Below are 25,133 nucleotides of genomic sequence, written 5' to 3'. Positions count from 1 at the left end.
GAGGAAGCCAGCCGGGCTCTCCTTCGCGGTCGCCGGCGCGCGAAACCGGGTTGTGGAGAGCCGCTTGTACTCGGCGACGGGACGCCTCCGAACCAAGGCGCCCCGACGCACTTGCCGGGCTTGGAAGTGCGCCGGGCCCGCCCCAACATCATCAGTACATCCGTGACGATGCTCGCGGCAATGAGACAACCAGCGTGGCGGAATTGAGGCCCATCCATTCTTTTGACGTGGCGTCTAAAATGGTTTCATGCGCGGCTCCAAAGGACTTGAATCTCACGTAGCGTCAAGTTCTATGATCTCGCACTTGTCGGCGCCATCCAACAGCAACTTACTGTCCATGGCATCGCCAGCCGGACGCATCCTGCTCGCGGCATTTCATCCGAGAGGTGCCCCCTCGCGGGGAAGAGGAGCGACAAGCCGCTCGGCCCATCGACTGCACTGAATGGTCCCTGCGAAGTTCCTGCGCGCAGGTTGGTCGAACTAGCGGCTATCGGCCATGTGCTTGTGAGAAGTTCATCCTTCGCACGAGCATCCAAACGTGGATGTCTCTCACGCCAACCTCGGTCCCTGATAAGTTGGCAATGATATCGAGAACGTGATCGAGATGTCGCGACCAAGTTTGAGCAAGTTGACATAACGCAAAGACACAGCAGAGCGCATGGTTCAGCTTCAGGTCTGTATGAGCACGGGAACGAAGCCTTGCAGACCGCACTCCTGAACAAGTATTGCGATGCTCGCCTGCCTTGGTACACAGTCTACCCAACTGTACCGGATTTCTCCACGACCATCGGCGCCGAGACTTGTGAGACTTGGTTGAGACGGCTGCCGCCGGATGAACCCGTATCGCTCTATCTCCATGTCCCTTTCTGCCAATCGATCTGCTGGTACTGCGGCTTTCCCACGAGCCTTATTCGCAGCGAGCGGCCAATTCGCAATTATTTGGCGGCGCTACGGGAGGAGATTCGTTTGGTTGCAGACCAACTGCCGCGCGCCCTGCCCGTCCGCGACGTGCATTTCGGCGGCGGAACACCGACCAGCATTGCGCCAGTCGATTTTCTAGCTCTGATAGAACTCCTACGTCGCTATTTTGCCTTCAGTAAGTCGGCTGCCATCGCCATCGAAATCGACCCGCGCGCGTTCACGACAGAGATGGCGGAAGCCTTGGGGGCGGCCGGCGTGAACCGCGCGAGCATCGGCGTGCAAAGCTTTGACCCCGTGGTCCAAAAGGCGGTCAATCGGCTCCAAAGCGAGGCCCAGGCGGCTTCTGCAGTCGAAAGCCTTCGCCAGCATGGAATAAGCCGCATCAACTTCGACCTGCTCTTCGGACTGCCGCATCAGACGGTGCAGTCCTGCGTGGACTCGGCGAGGACGGCTGCGGCCATGCGGCCCGACCGGCTCGCGGTTTTCGGCTACGCCCACGTTCCCTCCTATATGAAACGTCAGCGCCAGATCAATGAGGCGGCGCTGCCTGACAATATTGCTCGAGCCGAGCAAGCCGCGGCCGTGGCAGATACGCTGGTCTCCGCCGGCTACCACCAAATCGGGCTCGACCATTTCGCCTTGCCAGACGACGAGCTAGTGCTGGCCCAGAAAGCTGGTCGGCTGCGCCGCAACTCGTTGGGCTATTCGGCCGATACCTGTAAAACTGTGATCGGCTTTGGTCCGTCAGCCATCGGGCGTCTCCGTGACGGCTACGTCCAGAACGAGGTCGTGACTGCTTCCTATAACCAGCACATCAGAGCAGGTCGTCTGGCTATGTCGAAAGGATACTGTCTCACTGAGGAAGATCGGCTGCGGGCTGCAATCATCGAGCGCTTGATGTGCGATTTGCAGGCCGACGTGCCGGCACTGTGTGCAGCCCACGGATTTGATCCGATCGCTTTTCTTGATTCAGCTGATCGCTTGGAAATGCTCACTGAGGACGGGATAGTGGAGATCCAGGACGGTTTCATCCGCGTCAAGCAGGAGCACCGTTTTGTCATCCGCGCTGTGGCTGCCGCATTCGATGCTCATCTCGACCGCACACCCTATTAGCAAAGCCAAGGGATGTGAGCAGATCCAAAGCGTGGCGCTCCTCGCGAACGAGTGACCGGAAGAAGCGCTGCAGGCAGACGCTTAAAGGGAAGATTTAAATTCGGTTCAAATACCGAGAGATGCGGATCGAAATAAAGGGAATCTGCTGACTAATCGAACTCTCGACAGGTACTTGGCGCCGCCACGGCAGCTGGTGGAAACTTTAAGATCCGCGTCTAAGGCATCTTTGCCCTGGCTCGGAGATATTGAGAAAACTTGGTCGCACGCCGACTAATGCGGCACCGTTTCTTTGTTGCTAGTCGTGCCCGCGGGAAGATCAGCCGCTCGCGCCTCCAAAGTCCGCAGGCGCGAACAATGCGATTAGTTTACGATACCAATCGTCGGATAAAATATTGACAAATCCGACATTTTGTATCACAATACTAGCATGCTATCCTTCCCTAAGACCCAGCAGGATCGCGCCATAACCCTACTGAAGAAGCAGGGGATGCTTCGCCTTTCTGAATTTAAGAAGGCGGGCATTACGGCGGCAACCGTATCCCGAATGAAGGAGAAGGGACTCGTCCTTCAGCTCAGCAGGGGACTGTACCAGCTTCCAGACGCCTCGTTCGACACCCATCATGTCCTGGCTGAGGCCGCCAAGCTCGTCCCAAGAGGCGTTATCTGCCTCACCTCTGCGCTGGCGTTTCACGGACTGACTGATACGATTCCATCGCTCGTTTGGATGGCCATCGGCTCAAAGGATCGGCTGCCGCGAACCGATACCCCGACCATCCAATTTGTGCGTTTCGGAGAGAAGGTTCTGACCTCTGGCATTACAGAGCACAAGATCGAAGGCGTACGGGTACGCGTCTACATTCCTGCCAAAACAGTAGTCGACCTATTTCGTTATCGCCGGAGCGCCGGAAAGCGGTATCGAAAGAGTCCCGGCCTCAATCTCGCGCTCGAGGGCCTCAGAGAAGCCCTGCGACAGCGCCAAGCGACCCCTGCCGAGATCGCCCGGTACGCAAATGAAGCTGGTACCTGGAAGGTCGTTCAGCCGTATCTTGAGGCTATGACGACCAATGCCTAAGAAGCCAACACCTCTGATCAAGAACATGGGCGCGTCGGTTCGGACGCGGTTGCTCAACCGCGCGTCGGTTCGGACGCGGTTGCTCAACCTCTCAAAGGAGCGTCGTCAGCCATTCGATCTGCTGCTCAACAATTACGTTCTCGAGCGACTCCTTTATCGCCTGAGTCAAACCAAGCACTGCGACCGTTTCATTCTGAAAGGAGAGATGCTGCTTACGAAGTGGTTCGAAGATCCGCTACGCCCGACAAGAGACCTGGACTTTCTGGCCATTGGCAAAGACGATCAAGAGGATATGGTCCGCATCTTCCAGGAGATCTGCATGGTCTCCCTTAATGATGGCGTTGTCTTTGAATCGAACAGCGTAAAGGTCCACCGTATCCGTGAAGAAACCGAATGCGGCGGGCTGCGCATTACAGCCAACGCTACGATCGAAACCGCCAAAATTCGGATCGTGATTGATATCGCCTTTGGCGACTCCGTTGAGCCGGGTCTTCAGGAAATGGATCTGCCCGTTCTCTTGGACTTCCGGGCGCCACATCTCCGGGCCTACGCCCGCGAAACGGTTATCGCCGAGAACTTTCAGGCGATGGTTATGTTGCGTCGCGCCAATAGCCGCATGAAAGACTTGTATGACGTCTTGGTTTTATCGCGCAACTTCGAATTCAAGAACGACAAACTCCCACGAGCCATCACCGCGACATTCGCTCGACGGAAGACTGAAATTCCTCCAAGTGCTCCGGATGCGCTGACAACTGCGTTTGCGGAAGACCCAACGAAAATTCAGCAGCGGAATTCATTCGTTGAAGACGTTGCTTTTCGACCCGGCACGCTCGCTGACGTGGTCAAGGACCTATCCGCATTCCTGATGCCTCACGCGTCGGCGGCACGCTCGCTCGGTAAGACAGGATTAGCGTGACTGGGCAGCCCACCGCCGCCAAACGTGGCTGGCTCCGCGCAGCAACTCGAGGCAATCGCGTCGGCTGGACTGGCGGGACCGAATTTCATGCCGCTTCTTCTTTTTCTTTGGGGGGCAAGCGCAGCTGCGCGGTGATCTCGGCCATGATTGCGACCGCGATCTCCGACGAGCGGCTGCGCGCGCAGGGCGCCAGGGACAGCGAGCGTCAAGGCTCGCCCGTCTTCTGTCCAGCGATCACTGGCGCACCTCCGACGGAAACAGGCCCCTGTGGTTTGGACCTCTCGACGTGCTTCTTGGCCGGACTCGAAGCAGCTTGTGCCGGCGACGAAGAAATAACGGAGGGATCGGAAGCGACAGGTGCTGGAATCTGCAAGGATTCAATCCGCGAAGTCAGCACCGTGATGCGATCTAAGATCCCTTTAAGATCCTTCCGCTGAGCATCGATGAGGCGACTGAGTTCCGCAATATCCTCGCTCGCCTTCTGCTGCGCCCAACGTATCTCGGTCAGGGATGTCCTGTCCTCCGGTGATAGGCCCGCCGCCGAATCGGCGAACCCGGCTGGCGGCGTCTCGACAACCCTTGCGAGGCTCCCTCCAAAATGGGCTGCTGCTGAACACAAGCCGACGAGGACAACCAGAAACATCAAACCCCAGCGAATGCGTTTTGACGTGCCGTATAATAGCGGCCGCAAATCGGAAGCGGCCGCCTGATCAATCATCTCCATTGTCCCCTACCCGACTATCCCCGTTTCGACAGGCTTGTTTCCTTGACGCGAGAGATGGCTGAAGTCACGACTCCCAGCAAAGCGCGGCCGCCGACAACGTCATTCTTCGCAAACTCGCTGCTCCGATGAAGCGGCTCATCTTGTCCCAGGCAAAGCGAACAGATGATGCGGGTTCCTGCATCATAGGGCCAGCGGTAAGAAATAGTCCTCCTCTTCACGGTTATGGTGCAGCATTTTCGCATCATTCAAGAGAACCTTGCAGGTTTTCTTACCCTGCCGGCCGTTGATGTGAACCGACGCTATTTCCCTTCAAAGTCTGCCTCTCGCCTTTCCGTGCTGCCGAGACCGGCAACTTCATGGCCGACCGCTGCTCAAGGCGCACCAACCGGCGCCCAAGCTACCTCGCCATTGGAGCGGGAAGCATTGGACATGGCCAACTACCAATTCTGGCAGGTTGATGGAGACGACGGACAGATGGCAAGCGTGGCCCACCAACGCCGTGCGTCACAGGTCTAGGAACTCGGAATGCATCCCAAATTTTCCGCGCCGACGGAGCGGGCGGACTCACCAACAGTTTGCCCACGGCCACGAAAGTAGCCCGAAACCGGATCCCTCCGATCTCCAGGGCTCAATCATGGACGTTGAGACAAGATTTTCGCGGGCACAGATTAGAGGTGACCTCGCCGGGATTACGAACCTCCTGCCCGTACGGCGTCGTGCCGCGCCTCAGAGGCCAGCGCTTCGACGCCGCTCTGGCCATTGAGGCCGGCTTTCAATCTGTTCATGGCTCGCAAGAGAGGACACGAAGTACACTGTGGGTGATTGCTTTATTGCGGTGACGACGCCTCAAACATCTTCGGCTACGGCCGCACTTGCCTGCAGCTTGCGATCAAGCGAGACGCAGCGGCGCCTTACCGCCGCACTTTCGCTCGCGGCTTGTCTGGTTGGCATGCCTGTCTTGGCACAAACTGCCGACGAGCGTGATGCCAAAAACAACGCTGCGGCACAAGTTGCCAGGAGGAAAGCGCCGACAGCCCACGACATGGCCACAAAACTCCGGGTCGGCACGGTCAATGAGCCAGTTCAACTTCGTGCCTCCGCGCTGGCATCAGCTCCCAACCTGCCTCTCATCAAGCGCGACAGCTCCGATCGAAGCGCCCAGACACGAACGCAAAAAAGGATCGATCCCTTCGCACGCTTCGATACTTTCCGAGAAAAAGGGATCTGGCTCAACATACCCGGCCCTGCCGACACGGTTGATCAGGACAAGAGCGGCGTTAGATCCGCGCTGGCAGACGTTGGCATCGGCTATATCGGCTGGACGCATAACATCTTTGCAAATAACCAGCTGCCGAATGCGGCGAGAACCAGCATCGCGAACCAGCTCTACATGGGGCAGAATCCGACGTTTGCTACGGCGAACTTCCTGATCGTCACCTATGATCTCAGCCGGCTTGGCATTCCCGATGGCCAGATTGTCGTGGGTGCCGAGCAGCAATACTGGACATGGAAGCGCCCGGGGCCGGATCGAGTGGGATTGAATACACTCGCATATTATCAAACCTTCCTCGACAGGAAGTTCGAACTCAAACTTGGCTATCTCCGAAATGCGAATGAGTTCACCGGCACGTTGTTCGCAGGCATTTCAGGATCAAATATGTTTGCCTTATTCCAAGCAGGAATGAGCACCAACGCCGCACCGACTCCCGCCGTCAACCTGAAGTACAATCTTGATGATCACCTGTACAACAAAGTCTCCATGCAGCGCTCCATCAGTCCAGACGGTTCTTATGCCGAGATAACAGAGAATCCGAGCGGCCTGAACTGGAGCACGGCCAACACAGGTATTCTTTTCGTTGATGAACTTGGCTACAAGAGCAAGGCCGCTCCCGGCGTACCTGACACGTGGCTGCGGGCGGGCGTTGGTTTCAACAGCGGCCATTACAAGAATTTAGCAGATCCGGATCAACAAAGGCAGAGCGGGAATAACTTTCATTACATCGCCGCTGACCGGCAGCTCTGGCAGAGTGACGTTGAGGGGACGCCATCTCGCGGCATCTATGGCGGATTCTCGATCATGGGAGCTCCGCCTGATCTCAATAGGATCAGCCGGTATTACGAGCTTCGTCTTTATGCGAAGGGGCCTTTTGATAGCCGACCTACTGATCTGATTAGTCTCGTCGCGAGCAACACCGCCTGGAGCAAGGTTGCAGTGGATGCGGCCTTGGCGAAAGGACAGCTTGCGCATCGCGATACAACTGCAATTACAGGAACATACATCGCGCATCTCGCTCCAGGGATATATGCAACCCTTGGACTGTCATACATCCATAATCCGACAAGCATCACACATACGGCCCAAACGGAGCACGCGTTAGATCTGTTGGTGTCTACGCTGATATTCTTCTAGTTCGTCGAGGAAGCCATTAATTCGGCGCACAACCTGATTCGTCAAAATTACGCGCCGTTTCTGTCACCGCACCGGCTGGAGGTCGCAAGGAGCGACCCGAAGGTCGGCTCTCCAACGACTAAAGAGCATCGTGACCAGATGTCGGCTAGCTTTGCTTGCGCGCGGCCTGACCCGCGAGGGCGCGGGATGAAGTTCCTAGAATGAACTGAGACAGACAGGGAATGTCGCGCGCTGACCGGCGCACCACTAGCGAGACGAGAATAATCGCTCCGCCAAGAAGTCCCGCCTCAGCCAACTTGGTTGTGAGATCTGACGGTTCTGCGTACTGCATCGAATCCATGAGACGAAATACCGTCCCCTGAATCAAGTACAGCACTAGGTGGTGTGGACTCTAAGGATTCCCTTTTAGGCGCAAATCAGATTCAAGGCTGCTTTTGGGGAGGCCGCCTTGGGTGTGATGGACCGCTTGGTATTGAGCGACGCGACATGGGAGCGGATGGCGCCGCTGATCATCGGCCGGCCTGACCAGAAGGGTTCGACCGGACGGGACAACCGGATGTTTGTGGAGGGCGTACTTTGGATCGTGCGCACTGGCTCTCCCTGGCGTGATCTTCCGGAGGTGTTTGGAGACTGGAACAGCGTGTTTCGGCGCTTCAGTCGATGGAGCATCAAGGGGGTCTGGTGGCGCATATTCGAAGCGATGTCCGGTGTGTAGCGCGTCGATCTGGATGGGAAGGCGCGGCAATCTGGATGGCGAGTCAGTGTCGCGGCGGAGTGATGATTGCCGCGCAGATTGTCGCGCGCAAGAGTTTTGTTGAGCTCTGATTGTCGCGGAGCGTCAATCAGCGACAGTTTTGGGTGTCGCGTGCGAGGGCGGGCGTCCCGGACCGCGTTTTCGTTCGAGCGCGGTGCGCCTGCGATAGCTCTCGACGTTCATCTCAACGATGGTGGCGTGGTGAACGAGACGATCGATGGCGGCGAGCGTCATGGCGGGGTCCGGGAAGACCTTGTTCCATTCGCCGAAGGGCTGATTGGCGGTGATCAGCATCGAGCGGCGCTCGTAGCGTGCGCTGATGAGTTCGAACAGCACGCTGGTCTCGGCCTGGTCCTTGGTGACGTAGGCAAGATCATCGAGGATCAGGAGATCGAAGCGATCAAGGCGGCTGACGGCCGCCTCGAGGTTGAGCTCACGCCGCGCCACCTGAAGCTTCTGGACGAGATCGGTGGTGCGGGTGAAGAGGACACGCCATCCGTTCTCGATGAGGGCCAGGCCGATAGCTGCCGCCAAGTGGCTCTTGCCGCCGCCGGGCGGCCCGAACAGGAGCAAATTAGCGCCCTTGCCCAGCCAGCTGTCACCGGCGGCGAGCGCCATCACCTGCGCCTTCGAGATCATCGGCACGGCCTCGAAGTCGAAGCTGTCGAAGGTCTTCCCAGCTGGCAGCCGCGCCTCGACGAGATGGCGCTCGGTGCGCCGGCGACCGCGTTCGGCGATCTCGTGCTCGGCAACGGTGGCGAGGAAGCGGGCCGCCGGCCAACCTTCCTTGTCGGATTGCTCGGCAAATTGCGCCCACAGCACCTTGATGGCTGGCAGCCGGAGCTCGTTGAGCAACAGATTGAGGCGCGCGGTATCAACGGTGTTGGCCACGCTCATGCGTCACCTCCGATCTCGGCGGTACCGATGAGGCATTCGTAGGTGGCAAGCGGCGCGAGCTGCACCACGACGTTCGGCAGGTGGGCGGGGTCGGGAGCGAAGTGAGCGCGCAGCCGGTTGAGTTCGGGCAGTCGGCCGGCGTCAAGATCGGCCGTGAGCTGATCGGCGAGTTCGGCCTCGCAGCCGCGCTCATGAGCGAGCGCGAGAAGATCGACCATGATCCGGCAGGCCTTCTTGTCCGGCCAGCGCTCGCGCAATCGGTCGAAGGTTCTCCGATAGCCCTCGCGCGGGAACAGCCTGTCTCGATAAACCAGATTGAGAAGCGCCATTGGCTTGCGCCGCAGGGAATGGATCACGTGCCGATAATCGACGACCTGATCGTACTTGCCATTGGGATGCGGTCGCCCGCGCGGCAAGGTCAGGAGGTGCGTGCCACCGACGAACACGTCGAGGTGATCGTCATAGAGCCGCGCCCGCAGCCGGTGACCGATCAGGCGCGATGGCACCGTGTAGAACACCTTGCGTAGGGTGAAGCCGCCCGATGACGTCACGCGGACGATCACCTCTTCGTAGTCCGAGGTCCGGCGATCGGGCAGCTCCTGCAACACCACGCGCTCGCTATCGATTCGCTTGGCGTTGCGGGCGTTGCGGCGGCTGACGATCTCGTCGATGAAGCCGCGATAGGTAGCAAGATCGTCGAAGTCGACAGTTCCGCGCAGCAGCAAGGCGTCCGCGATTGCTCGCTTGAGATGACCGTGGGGCCCTTCGATCGAGCCATTCTCGTGGGCGACGCCTCGATTGTTGCGGGAGGGACGCATGCCGTAGTGGGCACAAAGGGCCTCGTATCGCTGCGTCAGATCGTCCCGTGCATCGCGATCGAGATTGCAGAATGCGGCCGACAGGCTGTCGGTCCGATGCTCCCGCGGCGCCCCACCGAGCGACCAGAGAGCGTTCTGCAGGCCTTCGGCCAGGGCAACGAAGCTCTCGCCGCCAAGCACGACGTGGGCGTGCTCGAACCCGCAATAGGCCAAACGGAAGTGATACAGACGATGATCCAGCGGCGTGTCCGCGATCGTAACACCCAACTCGCCCATGTCGGTGAAGTCGGAGAGGCCGAGCTGGCCGGGCTCGTGGGTTTGGCGGAAGATCACCTCCTGCTCCTCGCCGTGGATCGCCCGCCAGGCACGGATACGACGTTCCAGGGTACGACGGATACCGGTGCCGAGATCAGGATGACGTCGGAGCATCTCCTCGAAGACCGCCACCGGGCGTAAGCCAGGTGCCGCCTTCAGGATCGGGACGATCTCGGTATCGAACACGTCGCTCAGCGGGTCGGGTCGTCGCCGGCCGCGGGGAGCCTTCTTTTGCGATGGAAGTCGGGGATCTCTCTCGATCCGATAGGCGGTCGACGCACTGAATGACGCCTTGGCCGCCGCCACTGGCGGGCTATCGGTCTGACGGTACTTCATGTAGAGCCTCATTTGGTGATCTGTGATGTGTCGGCCGGGCAAGCGAGTGATTCCTCTTGGCGGAAGAACCACTTGCATAACCTGCCGGCCGCGATCACCAGTCGGCGCGGTCCCTCGCGGATCGCGCCGACGCCGGGCTCGTAACTCCGGTCGGGCTACGCCCTCCCTACGTCACGAGCCCGGCGAAACTCTCTCACCTTGATTGACGCGCTCTTCCATCCTGATCGCCGCGCGACACCGGTGATCCGGACTTCGAGTATCTGATCGTCGACTCCACCATCGTCCGGGCGCACCAGCACGCCGCTGGGGCGAAAAAAGGGGGTCTGAAGATCAGGCGATCGGTCGCTCGCGCGGTGGCCTGAGCACCAAGATACATATGGCCGTTCGCGGCCTGGGATGTCCCGTACGGTTCAAGCTCACCGCAGGTCAGAAGAGCGACGTACCGCAAGCCGCCGAATTGATCGAGGGATTACCTGCCCAGGTCGTCATGGCGGATACGGCTTATGACGCCGATCACTTGCGCCAGGCGATCGCTGCCAAAGGCGCGCTCGCCGTCATCCCCAACAACCCGTCACGTGCGCTCAAATATCCGCTGGACAAGCATCTCTATGCCCAGCGTCATCTCGTCGAATGCTGCTTCTCAAAACTCAAGCAGTTCCGCCGCGTCGCAACCCGCTTCGAAAAGACCGCCCGAAATTACCTGGCCGTCGTTACTCTCGCAGCCATCGTCTTATGGATGCGATAAATGTCCACACCACCTAGTGTGCTCTGTCCTATTTCCACGGCGATAAAGCGGACCACTGGGTTTGAGCGGCCAAATCTCCCGCATTGGAGGAAAAACTCAATCATGAGCGCCGAAGCCTCTGCAGAGCCGAAAAACATCAGAAGCACATTCTTCGCCGACTGCATATCTTGGACCAGGGCGAGATTGTTGTAGACGTAAGTGTCTTTGCGCCAAGCTAGAAAACATACCAGCGCCACTATGGACAGAGTCACGGTCCAGAGCAGCCTGTAAGATCGCGTTGCTCGCCCACCAGTCTCTCGATTGCGCAGCTGAGAAGCCCAGGCAGAAGAACGGGTAAGTGTACTTTATGAGATGAAATATGGAGAATGTCAGAGGCGCAAGCACGACCAGTACGACTGATACGAATAGGGTCAAGGGCGAGCAACGATCGAAGATCGAAAGAATTTTTACGAGAAGAAAACAAACGAACGCTGCCCAGATAAACCAGTATGCGCCGGCGACATCATTTAGAAACAGCAGAATCTCGCCTGTTGCGTCAGGTGCGCCGGGAAGCACGGCAACCTTTGCTATCTCCGGAGAGCGTACCAAAACAGCATGGGCAGCAAGAGCTGCGTCGCCCGATCGCCGACGGATTGCGTCAACGACTTTCGCAACAGAGCGCGGCAAGAGAGGTATCCACTTATCGCCATAAAGAGAGGCATGTGGAACATGTAGATCCATTTGAAGCATAGCGAATCCCAGAAGCCTTCACCTCGGTAAAGGATGTATTGGATCAGGTGACCGACGATCACCAACACGATCAGCACTCCCTTGGCGAAATCCAAGGCAAGATCGCGATCGTTTTCCTCTGGCGTGCCAGGCACAGCCGATCGGGTTACATTTAGCGATGCATGAATCATTGGCCGCTGCGGCTTTGCTCCAGGGAGTTCGATCCAAGCGATGGTCGTGGAGGCAATTGCCAACTGGAGGCTGCGCTCGGATAGCTGGCTGATTGCAACGTACTGCAAGGACCCTTAATTGCGGCAAACGCCCGGCCCGAGCATGAAGGATGTCAACGTCTCTCAGAGAAGTTCGGCTTGGCCATCGCGGATAGGCTGTCGGCAAACTCGTATTGTTGGCGAGCTCCCCCACATTCTTTTTGCGATTGCGATCGTCTGCGCTCCGCGCTGTGGGCGTCGAGCACGAATAGGTTCGAACTGTTGCGCTTATTGAGCGACTGATTGATTGGCGGGCGATTTGTGAAAGCCTGAGAGATGGAGCACAAAATCCACCGAGCTTGATTGATTCTGAAAGGGGCGGCTGGACTGCTCCGGCCATGCCCCTTCCCTACTTCCAATGATAGGCCGTGCTGTTGAACGCGCGCGCAGAGCCCGCCCGGGCCTGAGATTTGCAGCCGACCTACGTCCCTCAGCCAAGCTCAGGATGAATGCGAACGCGCCGGCGCCCCTCGCTTTCGACCAACTCGCCCCGGTAAGGCACGCCGCGGATGTCGAAATAGGTCGGGCGTCCGGCCTCCGGCATGATGCGCTGGCCCTCGAGGACGCGCACAAGGTAGGGCGGAAGGAACCGTTCGCGATGCTCCCATCCGCCGCGGATCAGATACCCAAGGTCCACCGCACCTTCACGAGGCTGACTGGCTCCGACCATCTGCGGGGGCTGATGGAGCAGCTCGGATGGCCCGGGTTGGTTTAGCTGGCTTGCGCGCGGGTGATGGATCAGGCGGACATCCCGGCGCCCTCCTGGTCCGAACGTGGCCGAGTAGCGCTCATCGTTGATCATAAACTGACTTGGCCCGAACTGGTTTGGCAGCAGATTGATGTTGCCCAGGACGTCAACCAAGACGTCTTCAGCCGCCTGGGAGCCGTGGCGCCAGTCCGGCCCAACGATGGCCCCAATGTCCCGCAGTCCCTGCACGGCCCCCGAGGGTCCAGCGAACGAGGGCGTTCCGCCAAATTCGGGTGCCGGCACTGAACGTGCATCGTCACGCAAGTCATGCGGTGTAGGCGGATCCAGATCAATCAGGGGATTGAGACCGCTGTAGATGTTTGACGACCGAGGCCTGACGGACGACGGTGACCCACCTTCTTGCATATGTTGCCCGAGCCAATCCCAAGCGCCTTGGCTCAAGCTGGCTGGAGTTGCAGGAAGCCCGAGCGGTAGATCCGGCTGTGGAGCCCAGCGAGGCGCCGATGAGGCTGGTCCGTGGGCCTGCTCGCTCGTCCAATCCCACGCAGCACCGCTGGGGGAGGCTGGCATTAAGGGACGCTGCTGCGAGGGACCGGCCTGCGAAATGTGGTACGGCGCTGGCAGTGATGAGCTCGGTCCGTGGATCTGCTCGCCGAGCCAATCCCAAGCTCCCGCGCTCGGCGTGGCAGGCGTCGCCGGCAGTTCCTGCGGCAAGTGCGCGTGTGCAGCGCCTTCGCCAGCAGGCTGCCCACCGTCCTCAGGATCCAATCCGAGCGCCCTGTTCGCCTCAAGGATTTGCTGGTAGCGCCCAAGCCTGAGCAAATCGGGGTTGATTTTACTGTCCTGGGTTTCTTGCTTGTACGCCTCGACGTCCTGTGCGAGCTCTGGGGTGAAGAGCCGGTCAGCCATCGCGGGCCTGTGGTGCGATCGCAGCCAGTCACTCAGCCTCGAAAGGCGACGCGCCTGACGATCGGCTGTCTCCGGCTCGACCCTGCCTGTCGCCCTTTCCGCTGCGGCCCACATGCGGATGAGTGTTGCGTCCGCAGGATAAGGTTCCAGACGGCGGATGTCGGCGAACAAGGTGTTTCCGGCACCGACCTCCCGGAGCTTTTTCAAGGCCGCCTTGATGCGCCTGCCGCGGTCATTTGCATACGTCTCCACATCTGCATCAAGCTCAGCTTCCAGCTGATAGTTTTCCACCTCCGGATTTTCCAGTTGCGCGTTTTCCAATTCGCGGCGAATTCGATCGGCTATCGATGGCCTGCCGTTCGCACTCAGGCGCGCGCTCAAATGGCGCAGATCGGCTGCCGCATTCTTGATGGTGCCATCGCTCAGGTTGCCGGCCGCTCTGTTTCTGAAATCCGTTATGAGCGTCTCGTCCGCCGCAGGGACTGGCCCTCCGCGAGCCCGGCCCGGCTGCCTGGCATGATCCACTCGAAATTTCGTTGAGAAGACCTCAGGCTGCGTCTCCTTACGCGACGACTTTTCGCTGCTGCTCCCCCCGAGGGCTTTGCCCACTCCCGACTTGAAGCGCGACCATAGTCCGCGGCTTTTGCCACTCTTGGCCTGAACCGCGGACTCCGAATCCGGCATAGAGCAGCGCGCACTGCTGAACAGATCATCCTGCAGACTGAACTGCGGCAGTTGCGCCGAGGCTCCGAGTTGAATACGGGGAATGTCGACGATGCGGCGAGTCCCGCCGAGCGCGCTGTCCCTAAGAGCGGCATGCGGTGGTATCCGCATCGAGCCGCCGAAATCGTCCCGCCGGACCGCCCGACCGCCTCTCGCAGGAGCCCGATCTTGTGAAGCTGAGGGTACATAGCTCGCGTCAGATGAATCGAGCTGCAAATCCGCCATCTGCCGCTCAAAGTTGCCTTGCTGGCCTGCGTTGCCCCTTCGTTGCCCTGCCCGCTCCTGTTGGGCGGCGTACTGCTCCATCCAGGCTCCTGAATCGAAGAATGGGTCGACTGGATCCATCCTGCTTTCCTTCCAATGGTAGAGGTCCTGCACAAGCCGGCCGAAGTTCGAACTCCGGTCAGGCGGCAGCAGTTTCGGCGACAATCAGATCCGCGATCTGTGCGGCCGCAAGCTTTCGAAAAGCTGACGAGATCAACGTCTCGCCCCAAGCAGTCGCGATCGCGTAGGTTCTTCTGAAAGATGCAACATAAAGCCTGCCTGCTGTGGCATCGCAGCCTGCCTGCTGTTCAGCCGCCGCGGATAGTCCGCTCGAATCCAACAAAAGCTTACGTCGCCGTCGTCCATGCTGGGACGGCGTCATGGCGTCAAAACGCCTTCTTCGAGAACGTGTCTTTATGTCCTATCTTGGTGGTAGCCGGACAGCCAATCTGTGGCATCTCCGAAGAACGCGCCGAGCGACCATTTCGCGGCTTCGCTATCGGTCAGTTGATGAGAGTGAGGCTCACGGCCTGCGGGATTGGCCCCGATGCCGGAAGATTTGTATTCGGCATAGTTGGCGGCCCTCAGTTTATTGGTTTGGCCCGGAGTCCATTCGCGCCAGCCTTCCGCCATGACCGGTGCATCCATCTTCGTCGACAGGAAAATCACTGTAGCGTAAGGGCGCCAAGGCCGGCCAAGCGCAACATAGCCCGCGGCGGGATCGGCAGTCAGCCTGCAATGGTCGAAAACATAGGCGCTGTCCTCGTCCGGCGTGCCCTTGCTCTGTGCGGTATACACGACCGCTTGATTGGCCAAGCCGTGTAACTCACCTGCCGGAAATAGGCCTTGGCATTCCCAAATATGAAATCGACATGCCCCTCGATGTAGCAGCTCCGGAAGTATTGCCGCGACATTCGGCCGTTCGGCCCCTTGCTGGCAAACAGGGTGTCCTGGGCACCGAGCAGGCGGACGCGGGTGATAACGTCCCTGTCTACGGTAACCGACAGCGCCACCGCCTGCGAAGATGAATTGGCCGGATTCAGCGCGTAGTCGTTTTGGATCGTGAGATTATCGAGCCGGAAATCATCACCGGAGGCGTCCAGCGTCGCAGAATGAGCGGTTCCTCCGACATTGATCGCCCCGTCGCCATACACAATGACCGTATCGTCCGGCCTCTTGCCGGAGCCCCTAATATGAACGCCAGATTTAGAGACCTTGACCTTCTCGCGGTAAATGCCGGGCGCGATTTGGATATCCCCGCCTTGGGCCGGTAATGCGTCGATGGCTGCTTGAACGGAGTGATAGGCCGCCCTCTCGGCACGCGAGACCAAAAGTGGCTGAGCATGGGCCGTCGAGATGCAGACATATCCGGCCAGAACCGCAGCGAACAGCACAGAAACTCGCATTGGCGCGCTGCACGCTCCATGCAGTCGGTACAAAGTGCCGCGGCGATACGGCAGCTGAGTCTGGTCAATACGTTTCCTCACCGATCCGGAACTCGCGCGCGACTAACGGAAATGTCCGACCGCGCCAAACCCCGTCGGTCGTCCGCCATGAGGCGTCAGCGTCGTAGCCTTTTATTCCAGGAACTCAAAGCCGCATCAAAGGGAGATCTGACCGGCCTAAAGGTTCGGCATGCACTTACTCAATACGGTCGCGGAATGCTCTGGCACATCCCTCCCATCCGCGCGACAGCTGTCCTGTGGCTCGCCCGGGCAGAGGCGGCGACACGTCAGAATGATCGGCCGTCACATTGGCATGCTCGAGCTGCCAGGTAGCGGTGTCGGCAAACCGAACATCCTCGAGCACCACATCAAGGGCGTGCCTATCGTCGACTCCACGCATCAGCAGCGCACCATTTTCGCCATGCACATGGCGCAGAACAATCTGGCGATAGACCGGAATTCTCATGCCTTGGGCACGTGGATCGTATTTCGTGTCGAACGCGACCGGCCATCGGTTACCCCGCAGACATACGTTCTCATAAGTCACTCGCTCGACCAGGCCGCCGCGACTGACATCGCTCTTGATGCGCAGTCCAGATGTCGTTCCGTCCAGGGTCAGGTTGCGCACCAGGATGTCGCTGGCACCGGAATTCACTTCGCTGCCGATCGACATCCCGTGCCCCCAGCCGAAATAATTGTCAGTCACGGAGATGTGGCGGGCGGGGCCATTGTCGCCGGCCTTGATGGCCACGTTATCGTCACCGGTGCGGATGAAGCTGCGGGTGATGGTCACGTCCTGGCTGGCGCCGGGGTCGATGCCGTCGGTATTGCGGGCATCGGCCGGTGCATCGATCGTGAGGCCCCAGAACGTGGCACCTTCGACCCGGTTCATCGCGACATGAAAATTGGGCGCATTGCGCAAGGTGACGCCAGACACCGTGATGTCCTGCGCATGATCGATCTGGATCAAACGCGGGGCGTTTTGGTTGCCACCCTCGGCTTGCGCCCGGCGGGCCAGTTGCCACCAGGATTCAGCGTTGCCGACCATGGGTGCACCGCCCTGGCCATCGATGATGCCGTCGCCATAGATGCCGCCGCCGCGTGTCTTGGAGAAACTAATGAACGGCCGGCAACCGTCGCCCTTAGCCCCGATCCGCCCACACTGTCCGCGGCCCTTGTCGTAAGCAGCCGGTTCGGGGATCGCGAAAAGCGTTGCACCGCGTCCGATCCATAAGGTCACGCCCGATTTCATCTGGAGCGAGCCCGACCGGAACTCGCCACGCCCCAGATAAACCGCAGCACCGGCGGGGCAATTGTCGATGGCATCTTGCAGCCTGACCGTGTCGTTCTTGCCGGACGGCACCGGGCGGTCACAGACCGTGCGAGGTGCAACAGGCTCAGTGACGGTGCGGCGATCTTGCGCTTCTGCTTCGGAGCAGAGAACCATGAAGGCGACGGTGAACAATAGGACCCATTCACGAAAAGGCTTTGTCATCGACCTCGTCTCTTTGCCTCTTCGCGTGATTGTCTGACCTGGGTTGAGCGTCGGCCGATCGGCCAGCCGCTTGCTCTCACTGGCCCGCGCAAGATGACATTTATAAGACCGCAAAGGAGAGCGTGGGCCTCACTATTGTCAGCAAGACTGCACCTCTTGACGCACCGAGGCAGAGTCGAAGCACCATGTCAGGTGTCGCTTCGTGAGCGAGGGCCAATAATAAACCAAGGGAGGAGGCGCCGTGAGCTCTGGAAAACTCAGGTCCCTGAAAGGAACGCGAAGCAATCAGGCCGCTCAATGGCTATGCTCGTGATTGAATAACCGAGCCCCGGCACTGCATTTGTCCGAGATCGAACAGCGTTGTCGGCAACACTTCTAAAAGAGATAATTTCAGGCAATCCCCGTCGCTAGGACCCGGAACACGAGACTGTCTATTGCGCGCGGTGTGATCGACGTCAATGAAACTGGTTGCCAGGTCAAAAATTTATCGAATGCCTCCGAGCGAGCAGCTCAGAGAGAAGTTGCTTTCAGGTGCGACGAACCGAGCGGATGCCCACCGCTGAGCGCAACTGATACGACACGTTGCCGTGCGGCGGTGGCCCCCCTAAGGTCTGTACGCTTTGTACGGATGATCTTTTGCACCGTTAGCCGCACTGGCCGAATTTTGGATAGCGCTTTGGCTGCGGTGTGATATTGCGACTACAATGATAGAACCAATGCAAGTTCGTGATTCTTGTGCGGAATAATGCTACGAGCGCTAAACCTTCCAATTGAGTCAATTCGTACCGTTGTAGCCATTTCTGAGACGGGCAGCTTGACCAAAGCCGCGAGCAAGCTCGGGCTTAGTCAGCCTGCGGTGACCGCTCAAGTAAAACGCTTGCAAGGATTGATTGGCGGGCAACTGTTTGTCAAAACGCCCAACGGCACAACCGTCACCAGCCTTGGCGAACTCGTCCTCCGACAGGCCCGCATAATACTCGAGGCCAACGATCAGATGTTAAGGCTCGCTGGTCATGGCAACGCTACCGTACATCGGGTTGGCCTCAGCAATTTCTTTGCTCAAGGACTTTTAGAACGAGCCGGCAGCGATGACTTTTCGGATCTCTTCATTTGCGCGGATCACTCCAGCACGATCCGCAAGGGCTTGATCGAGGGCTACATAGACGTAGCCTGCATTTTCGCTACGGACGTAGATTCCGATCTTTCAAAAATTGTCCTTGAACAACGGGCATTTCCGGCCACCTGGGTTCGCTCGCACGAATTCGTTCTCCGTCCGGGTACTCCTATTCCGATCGTAACGCTTCCTGACCACGATTGGATGATCGGTCCACTGGATAGGATGGGATCCGCTTACAGGATTGTTCTTCACACCACTGACCACTTGGTGAGATTGTCAGCCGTGCGACTTGGCTTGGGCTTGACTGCATTGCCTACGTTCTGCGTGCCGGACGATTTAGTTCAATCGCCAGAATACTACTTACCAGCATTGCCTGATCTCAGGGCTGTCATTTGTGCAAGGCCGGGGCTACGAAAGGAAGTTGCGGCCAAGCTTGTGCAGAGGGTGAAGCGAATATTCGACGACCAACAGTATCAACCCAGTATACTCGTTCGGTAACAACTTCGTCGATCGCTAGAGATCTCGGCCACGGATCGACCTCAGGTCGGAATCGACCATCGTTCCCAATACACACGGACAACTTGTCGGATTCCATTGACATAGTTTGCTTGACACGTCGCCGTCCGCAGCATGCTCTCATCGTGCTCTAGCTATCGGTTGGCAACCGGCGCAGCACATCATCAGCCTCCAAATCGGCAGGTTCGTCACGGAGCAAGCGTTGGAATTCCAATGAGGGAAACGGCTCCGGATCGAAAGCGAAATCCCCTCGATCGATAGAGGCGACCACTTGGCTGTCCAGCGGATCCGCCTCCAATTGCGCGGGTTCATCATCCAGCAGTTGCCAAAGCTCCCCTGGAGGGAACTGTTCGGGATCGTAGATAACCTCCTCTAAGTTCAGCTGGACAGGGGGCAATTGGCGGCTGACCTGATCCGCCCCTGACGTGATCGGTTCGTCCTCCAGCAGTCGTCGAAGCTCGCCAGGAGGAAACTGCTTCGGATCGAAAGTGAACTCCCATGGATCGATGAAGATGGGCCGGCTGGTGATTTGATCGTCGCGCCGATCCTGAAGCTCCTGATGCAATCTTTGAAGCTCCTCTCGGCTTGCGGACACCGGCGAGTGCGTTGATTCATCATTCAGCAGTCGCCTCAGCTTCGCCGGGCGGCCAGTGAAGTCCTCAGGATCGAAATTCAGCTCGTCCGGATCGCCGGCAATCGGCTGCGGAGACCGTTGATCTCCAATCAGTTGGCGAAGTTCCTGTTGCCGCCGCAAAAGCTCTGGATTGTCCGCCATGATAAGCGGTTCGTCTGCTTCATCATCCAACCACTGCCGAAGCTCCTCTGGTACGACATCTAATGTCGGCGGCGCACTAGCCTCACCCCCAGCCTGTTGAAGCCCGCTTGCCGCCAAAGACCCTTGCTCCGAAGCTCCTGAGGCATTCGCCTCCCGATACTCACGAAGCGACCCCCAGCGAAGCAGTCATTCTTTTCCAATTTTTAGGGAAAACTTCCTGAACGTAATCGAACAGCGCACCATCACTGGTCCCAGCAAGCGTCATGTCTCGGGTCCCAAGGCTGTTCGACAATTTTCGGAGAATCGAATCATGGTGCTGGACAGTGGTCGAAGCCCAATGCTTGCTCTTGATGCCATCCGCTATGATGCTTTCAATGAGCGGCCTGTCAGCCTCGGTCGAAGCAGTAGGTATGCGCCCAGTAACAATGGCACCATCTGGGGCGTCCGGGGCACGTCTGCTAGCAGATGAACCGCCACGATGTTTTTGAAGGGCCCGCAACGCAATACCCACATGCTTGTTCGTCTTGAAGACCGAACTGGAGAGGTGGTTCAAGGCAACATCATCACTCCCTTTGAGCGACTGGCCGCGCTCCCCGAGATAATTCGCCGCCTTGTAGAGCATCTGGGTATATTTCTCGGCCGTCTCCGATGAGAGGTTCCGGCGTTTGGCAGTGCCCTTGACGACAGCGTAAATGTAGTCGCGATCCTCGATAGACACGTTGGGAGGAGGTTTACGGCCGGGCCGCCGGTCGAGCATCGCCGTAACGGCCGATCCCGCCGCTTGCAATTGCCGTTCAAAGACCTCTTGTTCCGGCCGCAGATCTCCCGAGACGTCTTGTTGTACCGGTGAAGACGCTGCCACACTGGATAGGTGACGATCGTGCGGGTCCACGCTTGCCTCACGTCCACAGTCACTTAAGCTTTCGAGAACCTGACGGAGCCGTGGTTTGTGCCAAGTGGCATTCGTCGCCCGCTCTATCGTTGGTCGCCGCAAGCCGAGCAATGGCCGCGATCAGGAGCGCGGGCAACATGGCGACCAAATTGACAAGCCTGATGCCGGAGAGATCGTTGCGAGAGGTATGCTCTTTCAGGCGTTCCAGCGCCGCTGACACGTGACGCCCACGGCGTCCAGAGCCGATTTTCCCAGCCTGCAACCTTATGAGTCCGGCAGGAAGATAGATTTCAGTTCCGGCTCGATCAACCATTTGACCACTATCGCGATGCGATCGTTGATAGCGGGCACGTTGAAGCGAGACGGAAGCCCGCGCCCAACGGAACCTCTCAACCATAAAATATTCCATCGTGCTGATTCCATGACGTGTCATTATTTCAGCAATTGTTGAAAGAGCTCGTTTTAGGATGAAAATGTTCATATTTTCGAATTCGGCCGAAAGGATATTCGTTGAGGTCCAAGATCACATAAGACGCTAGGTCTCGGGGCGGTACTGATAGTTGGCGTTCGGCGATTAGTGGCGCCGAACGAGCATCGCTTATCACGCATACAGCAGCGATATGAGCCGCAGCAATTTCTCGTCGCGACGTTTCGACATTTAATGATCGCGCATAACGCAGACCGCCGGCACACGAATTTTAGTCGCGCGGGTCGTCCACTTGGAAACGGATCCCTTGCTCCGGCAGGAGGGCGATGGCGTCCTCATCGGCAGCCCCTCAGAGGATGTCGGCATCCGCTTGCACGTCCTTGGACCAGATCGGTTCGGAACTGCCAACAGAGACCGAGTTGAATGTCCTCTATCGCATAGTGGACACGCTGCTGGCTTTACGTGACGTTCGCGTCTCGACTCGTTGGTCAGGTGGCGGGCTTCCGGCCCAAGTTCTGCGCGACATGTTGCGCTTTCCAACGGAGCGCAGGAAAGGCTTCGATGCGTTTTTTTACATCGTCGTTTACAGGAAGCGTATCGACTTCGATGCTTCCGCGGTCGTAGAGCGCGTCGAGGAAGGCCAGCTCCCTGTCATTGTGCTTGAAGAGCGGCGCCAGTCTTTCTTGACATTCCGCTAGGATCCGGTCGCACCACTTATTGGGGCTGCCCTCCGCCTCGAACATGCCGTTCTTGACCACGGACAGCAGCTTGTTGTTCAGGTCGTTGAGATCGTATTTGTAGTCCTTTAGCGACACCGTGCGCCAATCCAGATCTCGGGATGCGGCGCCGATCGCAAGCGCTCCGACCTTAACTTGGGCCCAATCGATGTTATCGCTCTGCAGTAGCCTCCAGGCGTCGTAGAGATCGCGCGAAGCCCGCCGGGCCACCAGGGCAACGATCTTGCCGGCGGCGATTTCGTGGAGGTCGACTACGCCGACATTCCTCGCTTCGTAGTCGCCAAGCTTTGCGGAATTCATCCTCTCCCAGCCGAAGAACGGCGTCCGGAAGAGATAGTTCACGTCCACTTCCAGCGTGCCTGGCCGCCGATAGGCCGAGATGTACCTGAAGCGCCACTTGCCGCCGGCGTGTTGACCGGAAGGATCGCGGCCGATTTCGTAACCCTTGCTCTGCAGGAGCGCGGGAAGGCGCGTGTTGATGATCTTGGAATCCCGCAGCATGGCTTCTCTATCCGCGGCACCGACGTAGTTCAGATCGTTGTCGACGGAAAGCCGGTCGAGTGCGAGATAGAACAAGTTGAGCGCGGTGCCGCCTTTGAGTGCGAGCAGCTTCCCGAGCTCGCGGTCATTCGCGATCTGGTGGAGCACGTCGATCAACCGGATGACGCGCTCGATCGAGGCCGGTTGGAACGAGACATCGGTGGCAATCTTTTCGAGGCGTTCGAGCGAGATCACGGCATCATCTCCGGTGACATCCCTTCGAAGGACGGGTTGAGGAAATCCGAAGGCAGGACGACGTTCCAGGCTTCAATCGCATGGCCTTTGGCGTCGCTTCCCAGCGCGGGCCGCGGTGCCGGCGGGGCGGCACGCTTCAGTTCGTCTAGTACCTGCTTGTCGACGAAGAGATCGTCTTTCCGGCTCTCAAGCCAGGCACCGCACACGCCGACGAGCGTCTGGTTGTCGCGACCGAGCGCGAACTTCGCGAATTTGCCAACGTCGAACGCCTTGACGCTGTGGAGCGCGTTTGCGAGTTCCTCGACGCCGCCGGTCAGGTCCGGGCGATCAATGCAGTCGACGAGTGTTCGCTCGACGCCGGTCGCGATAACGTCGAGACCGCGGCGATCCATCGTGATCGTGCCAGACATTTCCTCGGAGCGACGGCGCAGCGAGGCGGGTTGCGCGACGAACCTGACGGGACCAACGAGCGTTTTTATCTCGCCCGGGCGACCTCCGCTGAGGAGTTGGGTCTGAGACCTTTCCGAATAGGCGAGCCCGTGCAGTTCGAGTGCGGTGTGGTACGCGACGACACCATCGGCGCGTATGCGCGATGCGACCAAAATCCGGTCGGGATGGAAGTTCGCTGGATTCAGGTGCGGCGGGACGAAAGCATACACACCTGGCGCGACGTGGCGTATTCGTCCTGAGGCGGCGTGGTACTTAAGCAATGAGTCGGACGACGAGAGTGGCTGGCCGGGAGATACGGTTTCGCGGAACTCGGTCCGGGTGAAGACCGGATGTGAAGATAGAAACCTTTCAACCTTCCCTTTCGGTCCAACCATCGGTGCGCTCCTTAGGGTATATTATACCCCAGATATTACAACGCGCAAGGAAAAGTGCATTTCAATGCATGATTTAAGGTATATAATACCCTAAACTCTACAACAATAAGCGCGGCGGAGTTCGAACCGGAGGTGCTGTCCGTACTTAAGTCCCGGTGTCCTAGATTGAATTTGAGAGTGTCCTAGTTCGGATTAGGCGACGGAAACTGTAGCTTGGCCGTTGTTCTCGGTAGGACTACTAAGCCGCCCGATCGATGTTCTGCCCATGTCCGGCCTTTGATCCAGATTACAGGATTTAATCTTGGAGAACGAACCAGGGGAAACGGAACGTGATACGCTATCGCTATCACCGACCGAGGCTCTGCCCGTAGGCGTCGGTGGCTGAGAGACTGAGAGCGCTCCCCCCTGCATAGGTGATGGAGCGCGGCCATGCCCGACCACCTTCAATCAGCGCATCGCGAAATGCAGGTTCAACATTTGGAGCAAGCGGAACGGCACGTTGCGCAAGGCGAGAGACACATTGCCGAGCAAGAGGAACGTATAGAGCGGCTCGCCGGTCATGGTCACGACCTGAAGGAAGCTAAGAAACTGCTCGATAACTTTTACTCGTGCCAGGTACTGCACGTTTAGCACCGGGACCGCATCCTCAGAGAACTGGGAGAGTAAAGGCCGCCTCGGTTGGCGGCCAATTAGCGCGCGATAAATTTCCTAGCGTGGCACAAACTGCACTTTGGTTTGCCGAATATCCGGAGTTAGACTTCAACCCCACGCAGGGGTTGTGTCATGACCAAATGACCTACTTTGTAGGGCGACCATTGTGGTGCTGGGACTGTGCCCAATTGCTATCGCTGCGTTTGCAATATTCATGTGAGATCGAGACGCCTCAGTTGGCGGCCTCTTTCAATATGGGGGCGGTTTTTCTGTGAGGGTCACCAACGGCTTCTCAAAGAAACTAGATCACCATGCCGCAGCCGTGAGACTGTACGTGGCTCACTATAATCTCTGCCGTACATGAGGCGTTGCGCACTACGCCAGCAGTCGCGCTTGGTATTGCTGAGCGCGTGTGGACTATCGGGGATTTGCTGGATGCGGTGTTGCCGCTGGAGCCGAACCGGCCTGTCCTAGTAACGCGCAACTTCACTGTGATTGAGGGAGGTCGCGATTAAGCGACCTCACTCGTCATGAGTGGCGGCGTGATTGAACGCCCCTAGCGGCAACCACGCGAATGAACCGCGCCACATGGTACGGTGAGTAGTTGCCGCGACAACCTCCGGACCTTGCATAGGCCTATGCCACTTTTCCCGAATGGTTCCGCAAGGTCCCCGGTCCTAATTCAGCTCCGTGGACCGCCTTCTAATTATCGTCAGCCGAGCCACGACGGCCGCTTCGGTACGGCCGATCTTCTGCGCGATCTCGCGCTGCGTTAGCGCGGTCTCCCGGATCAACTGCAACAGCTTTTGCTCTTCCTCAGCGGACCATGATCCTGCCGGCATGGAACTCTCCAAAATTATTCCGTGATGAAATGTCAGTAGGAATTGCAGATTCCGTGAACCGCGTCTGCCCGGTG

General features: G+C 58.5%; 17 protein-coding genes and 6 pseudogenes. 7 read left to right on the top strand and 16 right to left on the bottom strand.

Annotated elements, in window-relative coordinates; genetic code table 11:
- The first annotated feature begins 699 nt into the window (after window positions 1-699).
- The 3 genes from hemN (at window position 700) to ACVW1B_RS02780 (ending at window position 4,022) form a co-directional block, all read left to right on the top strand.
- Window positions 700-2,034, top strand: coding sequence for an oxygen-independent coproporphyrinogen III oxidase (gene hemN, locus ACVW1B_RS02790; protein WP_069280026.1), 1,335 nt, complete (start codon window positions 700-702; stop codon window positions 2,032-2,034).
- A 427-nt stretch (window positions 2,035-2,461) separates the two neighbouring features.
- Complete coding sequence (locus tag ACVW1B_RS02785; protein WP_069280027.1) at window positions 2,462-3,106, top strand: type IV toxin-antitoxin system AbiEi family antitoxin domain-containing protein; 645 nt, start codon at window positions 2,462-2,464, stop codon at window positions 3,104-3,106.
- Window positions 3,107-3,131: 25 nt separating this feature from the next.
- Window positions 3,132-4,022 carry a nucleotidyl transferase AbiEii/AbiGii toxin family protein gene (locus tag ACVW1B_RS02780; RefSeq protein ID WP_375167103.1) on the top strand — a complete coding sequence of 297 codons (891 nt, stop codon included), beginning with the start codon at window positions 3,132-3,134 and terminating at the stop codon, window positions 4,020-4,022.
- An 85-nt stretch (window positions 4,023-4,107) separates the two neighbouring features.
- Here the strand turns inward: ACVW1B_RS02780 and ACVW1B_RS02775 are convergent.
- Together ACVW1B_RS02775 and ACVW1B_RS02770 are read right to left on the bottom strand one after the other, a co-directional pair.
- Window positions 4,108-4,188: pseudogene (locus tag ACVW1B_RS02775) on the bottom strand (XdhC family protein); the annotation flags it as partial.
- Window positions 4,189-4,227: 39 nt separating this feature from the next.
- Complete coding sequence (locus ACVW1B_RS02770) at window positions 4,228-4,740, bottom strand: hypothetical protein (protein ID WP_253587763.1); 513 nt, start codon at window positions 4,738-4,740, stop codon at window positions 4,228-4,230.
- An 820-nt stretch (window positions 4,741-5,560) separates the two neighbouring features.
- On the opposite strand from ACVW1B_RS02770, the gene ACVW1B_RS02765 reads away from it, so the two are divergent.
- Window positions 5,561-7,156: a carbohydrate porin gene (locus ACVW1B_RS02765; protein WP_245314082.1), complete on the top strand. Its 1,596-nt coding sequence runs from the start codon at window positions 5,561-5,563 to the stop codon at window positions 7,154-7,156.
- Window positions 7,157-7,301: 145 nt separating this feature from the next.
- On the opposite strand, the pseudogene ACVW1B_RS02760 reads toward ACVW1B_RS02765, so the two are convergent.
- A pseudogene (locus ACVW1B_RS02760) lies at window positions 7,302-7,535 on the bottom strand (nodulation factor fucose acetyltransferase NolL); the annotation flags it as partial.
- 69 nt (window positions 7,536-7,604) lie between these two features.
- On the opposite strand from ACVW1B_RS02760, the pseudogene ACVW1B_RS02755 reads away from it, so the two are divergent.
- Window positions 7,605-7,862, top strand: a pseudogene (locus ACVW1B_RS02755) (transposase); the annotation flags it as partial.
- Between the two features lie 132 nt (window positions 7,863-7,994).
- Here ACVW1B_RS02755 and istB read toward each other — a convergent pair.
- Complete coding sequence (gene istB / locus ACVW1B_RS02750) at window positions 7,995-8,807, bottom strand: IS21-like element helper ATPase IstB (protein ID WP_225649550.1); 813 nt, start codon at window positions 8,805-8,807, stop codon at window positions 7,995-7,997.
- Window positions 8,804-10,318 carry an IS21 family transposase gene (gene istA / locus ACVW1B_RS02745; protein WP_456794397.1) on the bottom strand — a complete coding sequence of 505 codons (1,515 nt, stop codon included), beginning with the start codon at window positions 10,316-10,318 and terminating at the stop codon, window positions 8,804-8,806. Before istA ends, istB begins: the two co-directional genes overlap by 4 nt.
- Window positions 10,319-10,518: 200 nt before the next feature.
- On the opposite strand from istA, the pseudogene ACVW1B_RS02740 reads away from it, so the two are divergent.
- Window positions 10,519-11,021 (top strand): annotated as a pseudogene (locus ACVW1B_RS02740) (IS5 family transposase); the annotation flags it as partial.
- Window positions 11,022-11,035: 14 nt separating this feature from the next.
- Here ACVW1B_RS02740 and nolL read toward each other — a convergent pair.
- The 5 genes and pseudogenes from nolL to ACVW1B_RS02715 form a co-directional block, all read right to left on the bottom strand.
- Window positions 11,036-11,920, bottom strand: a pseudogene (gene nolL / locus ACVW1B_RS02735) (nodulation factor fucose acetyltransferase NolL); the annotation flags it as partial.
- Window positions 11,921-12,428: 508 nt separating this feature from the next.
- A complete protein-coding gene (locus tag ACVW1B_RS02730; RefSeq protein ID WP_253603422.1) occupies window positions 12,429-14,684 on the bottom strand; it encodes a hypothetical protein in 2,256 nt (751 codons plus the stop codon).
- Window positions 14,685-14,742: 58 nt separating this feature from the next.
- Window positions 14,743-14,985: a hypothetical protein gene (locus tag ACVW1B_RS02725; RefSeq protein WP_253587770.1), complete on the bottom strand. Its 243-nt coding sequence runs from the start codon at window positions 14,983-14,985 to the stop codon at window positions 14,743-14,745.
- Between the two features lie 32 nt (window positions 14,986-15,017).
- Window positions 15,018-16,009: pseudogene (locus ACVW1B_RS02720) on the bottom strand (pectinesterase family protein).
- A gap of 235 nt (window positions 16,010-16,244) precedes the next feature.
- Complete coding sequence (locus ACVW1B_RS02715) at window positions 16,245-17,543, bottom strand: glycoside hydrolase family 28 protein (protein WP_253603424.1); 1,299 nt, start codon at window positions 17,541-17,543, stop codon at window positions 16,245-16,247.
- Window positions 17,544-18,288: 745 nt separating this feature from the next.
- Between ACVW1B_RS02715 and ACVW1B_RS02710 the strand changes: the two genes are divergently transcribed.
- Window positions 18,289-19,158, top strand: a complete 870-nt coding sequence (locus ACVW1B_RS02710; protein ID WP_256558523.1) for a LysR family transcriptional regulator — start codon at window positions 18,289-18,291, stop codon at window positions 19,156-19,158.
- Window positions 19,159-19,306: 148 nt separating this feature from the next.
- Here the strand turns inward: ACVW1B_RS02710 and ACVW1B_RS02705 are convergent, their stop codons facing one another.
- The 6 genes from ACVW1B_RS02705 to ACVW1B_RS02680 form a co-directional block, all read right to left on the bottom strand.
- Entirely contained in the window at window positions 19,307-19,981 is a 675-nt protein-coding gene (locus ACVW1B_RS02705) for a hypothetical protein (protein WP_253603427.1), read from the bottom strand.
- 130 nt (window positions 19,982-20,111) lie between these two features.
- Entirely contained in the window at window positions 20,112-20,843 is a 732-nt protein-coding gene (locus ACVW1B_RS02700; protein WP_253603430.1) for a hypothetical protein, read from the bottom strand.
- A gap of 19 nt (window positions 20,844-20,862) precedes the next feature.
- Complete coding sequence (locus ACVW1B_RS02695) at window positions 20,863-21,324, bottom strand: hypothetical protein (protein WP_253603433.1); 462 nt, start codon at window positions 21,322-21,324, stop codon at window positions 20,863-20,865.
- Window positions 21,325-21,758: 434 nt separating this feature from the next.
- Window positions 21,759-22,742: a nucleotidyl transferase AbiEii/AbiGii toxin family protein gene (locus tag ACVW1B_RS02690; RefSeq protein WP_253603435.1), complete on the bottom strand. Its 984-nt coding sequence runs from the start codon at window positions 22,740-22,742 to the stop codon at window positions 21,759-21,761.
- A complete protein-coding gene (locus ACVW1B_RS02685) occupies window positions 22,739-23,566 on the bottom strand; it encodes a type IV toxin-antitoxin system AbiEi family antitoxin domain-containing protein (RefSeq protein WP_069280036.1) in 828 nt (275 codons plus the stop codon). Before ACVW1B_RS02685 ends, ACVW1B_RS02690 begins: the two co-directional genes overlap by 4 nt.
- A 447-nt stretch (window positions 23,567-24,013) precedes the next feature.
- The gene (locus tag ACVW1B_RS02680) at window positions 24,014-24,190 is read right to left on the bottom strand and encodes a hypothetical protein (protein ID WP_253587777.1); all 177 of its coding nucleotides are present in this window, start codon (window positions 24,188-24,190) and stop codon (window positions 24,014-24,016) included.
- Window positions 24,191-25,133 lie beyond the last annotated feature (943 nt).

This window comes from Bradyrhizobium sp. USDA 4502 (genome assembly GCF_054063355.1).
This window is presented reverse-complemented; position numbering and strand designations above follow the sequence as displayed.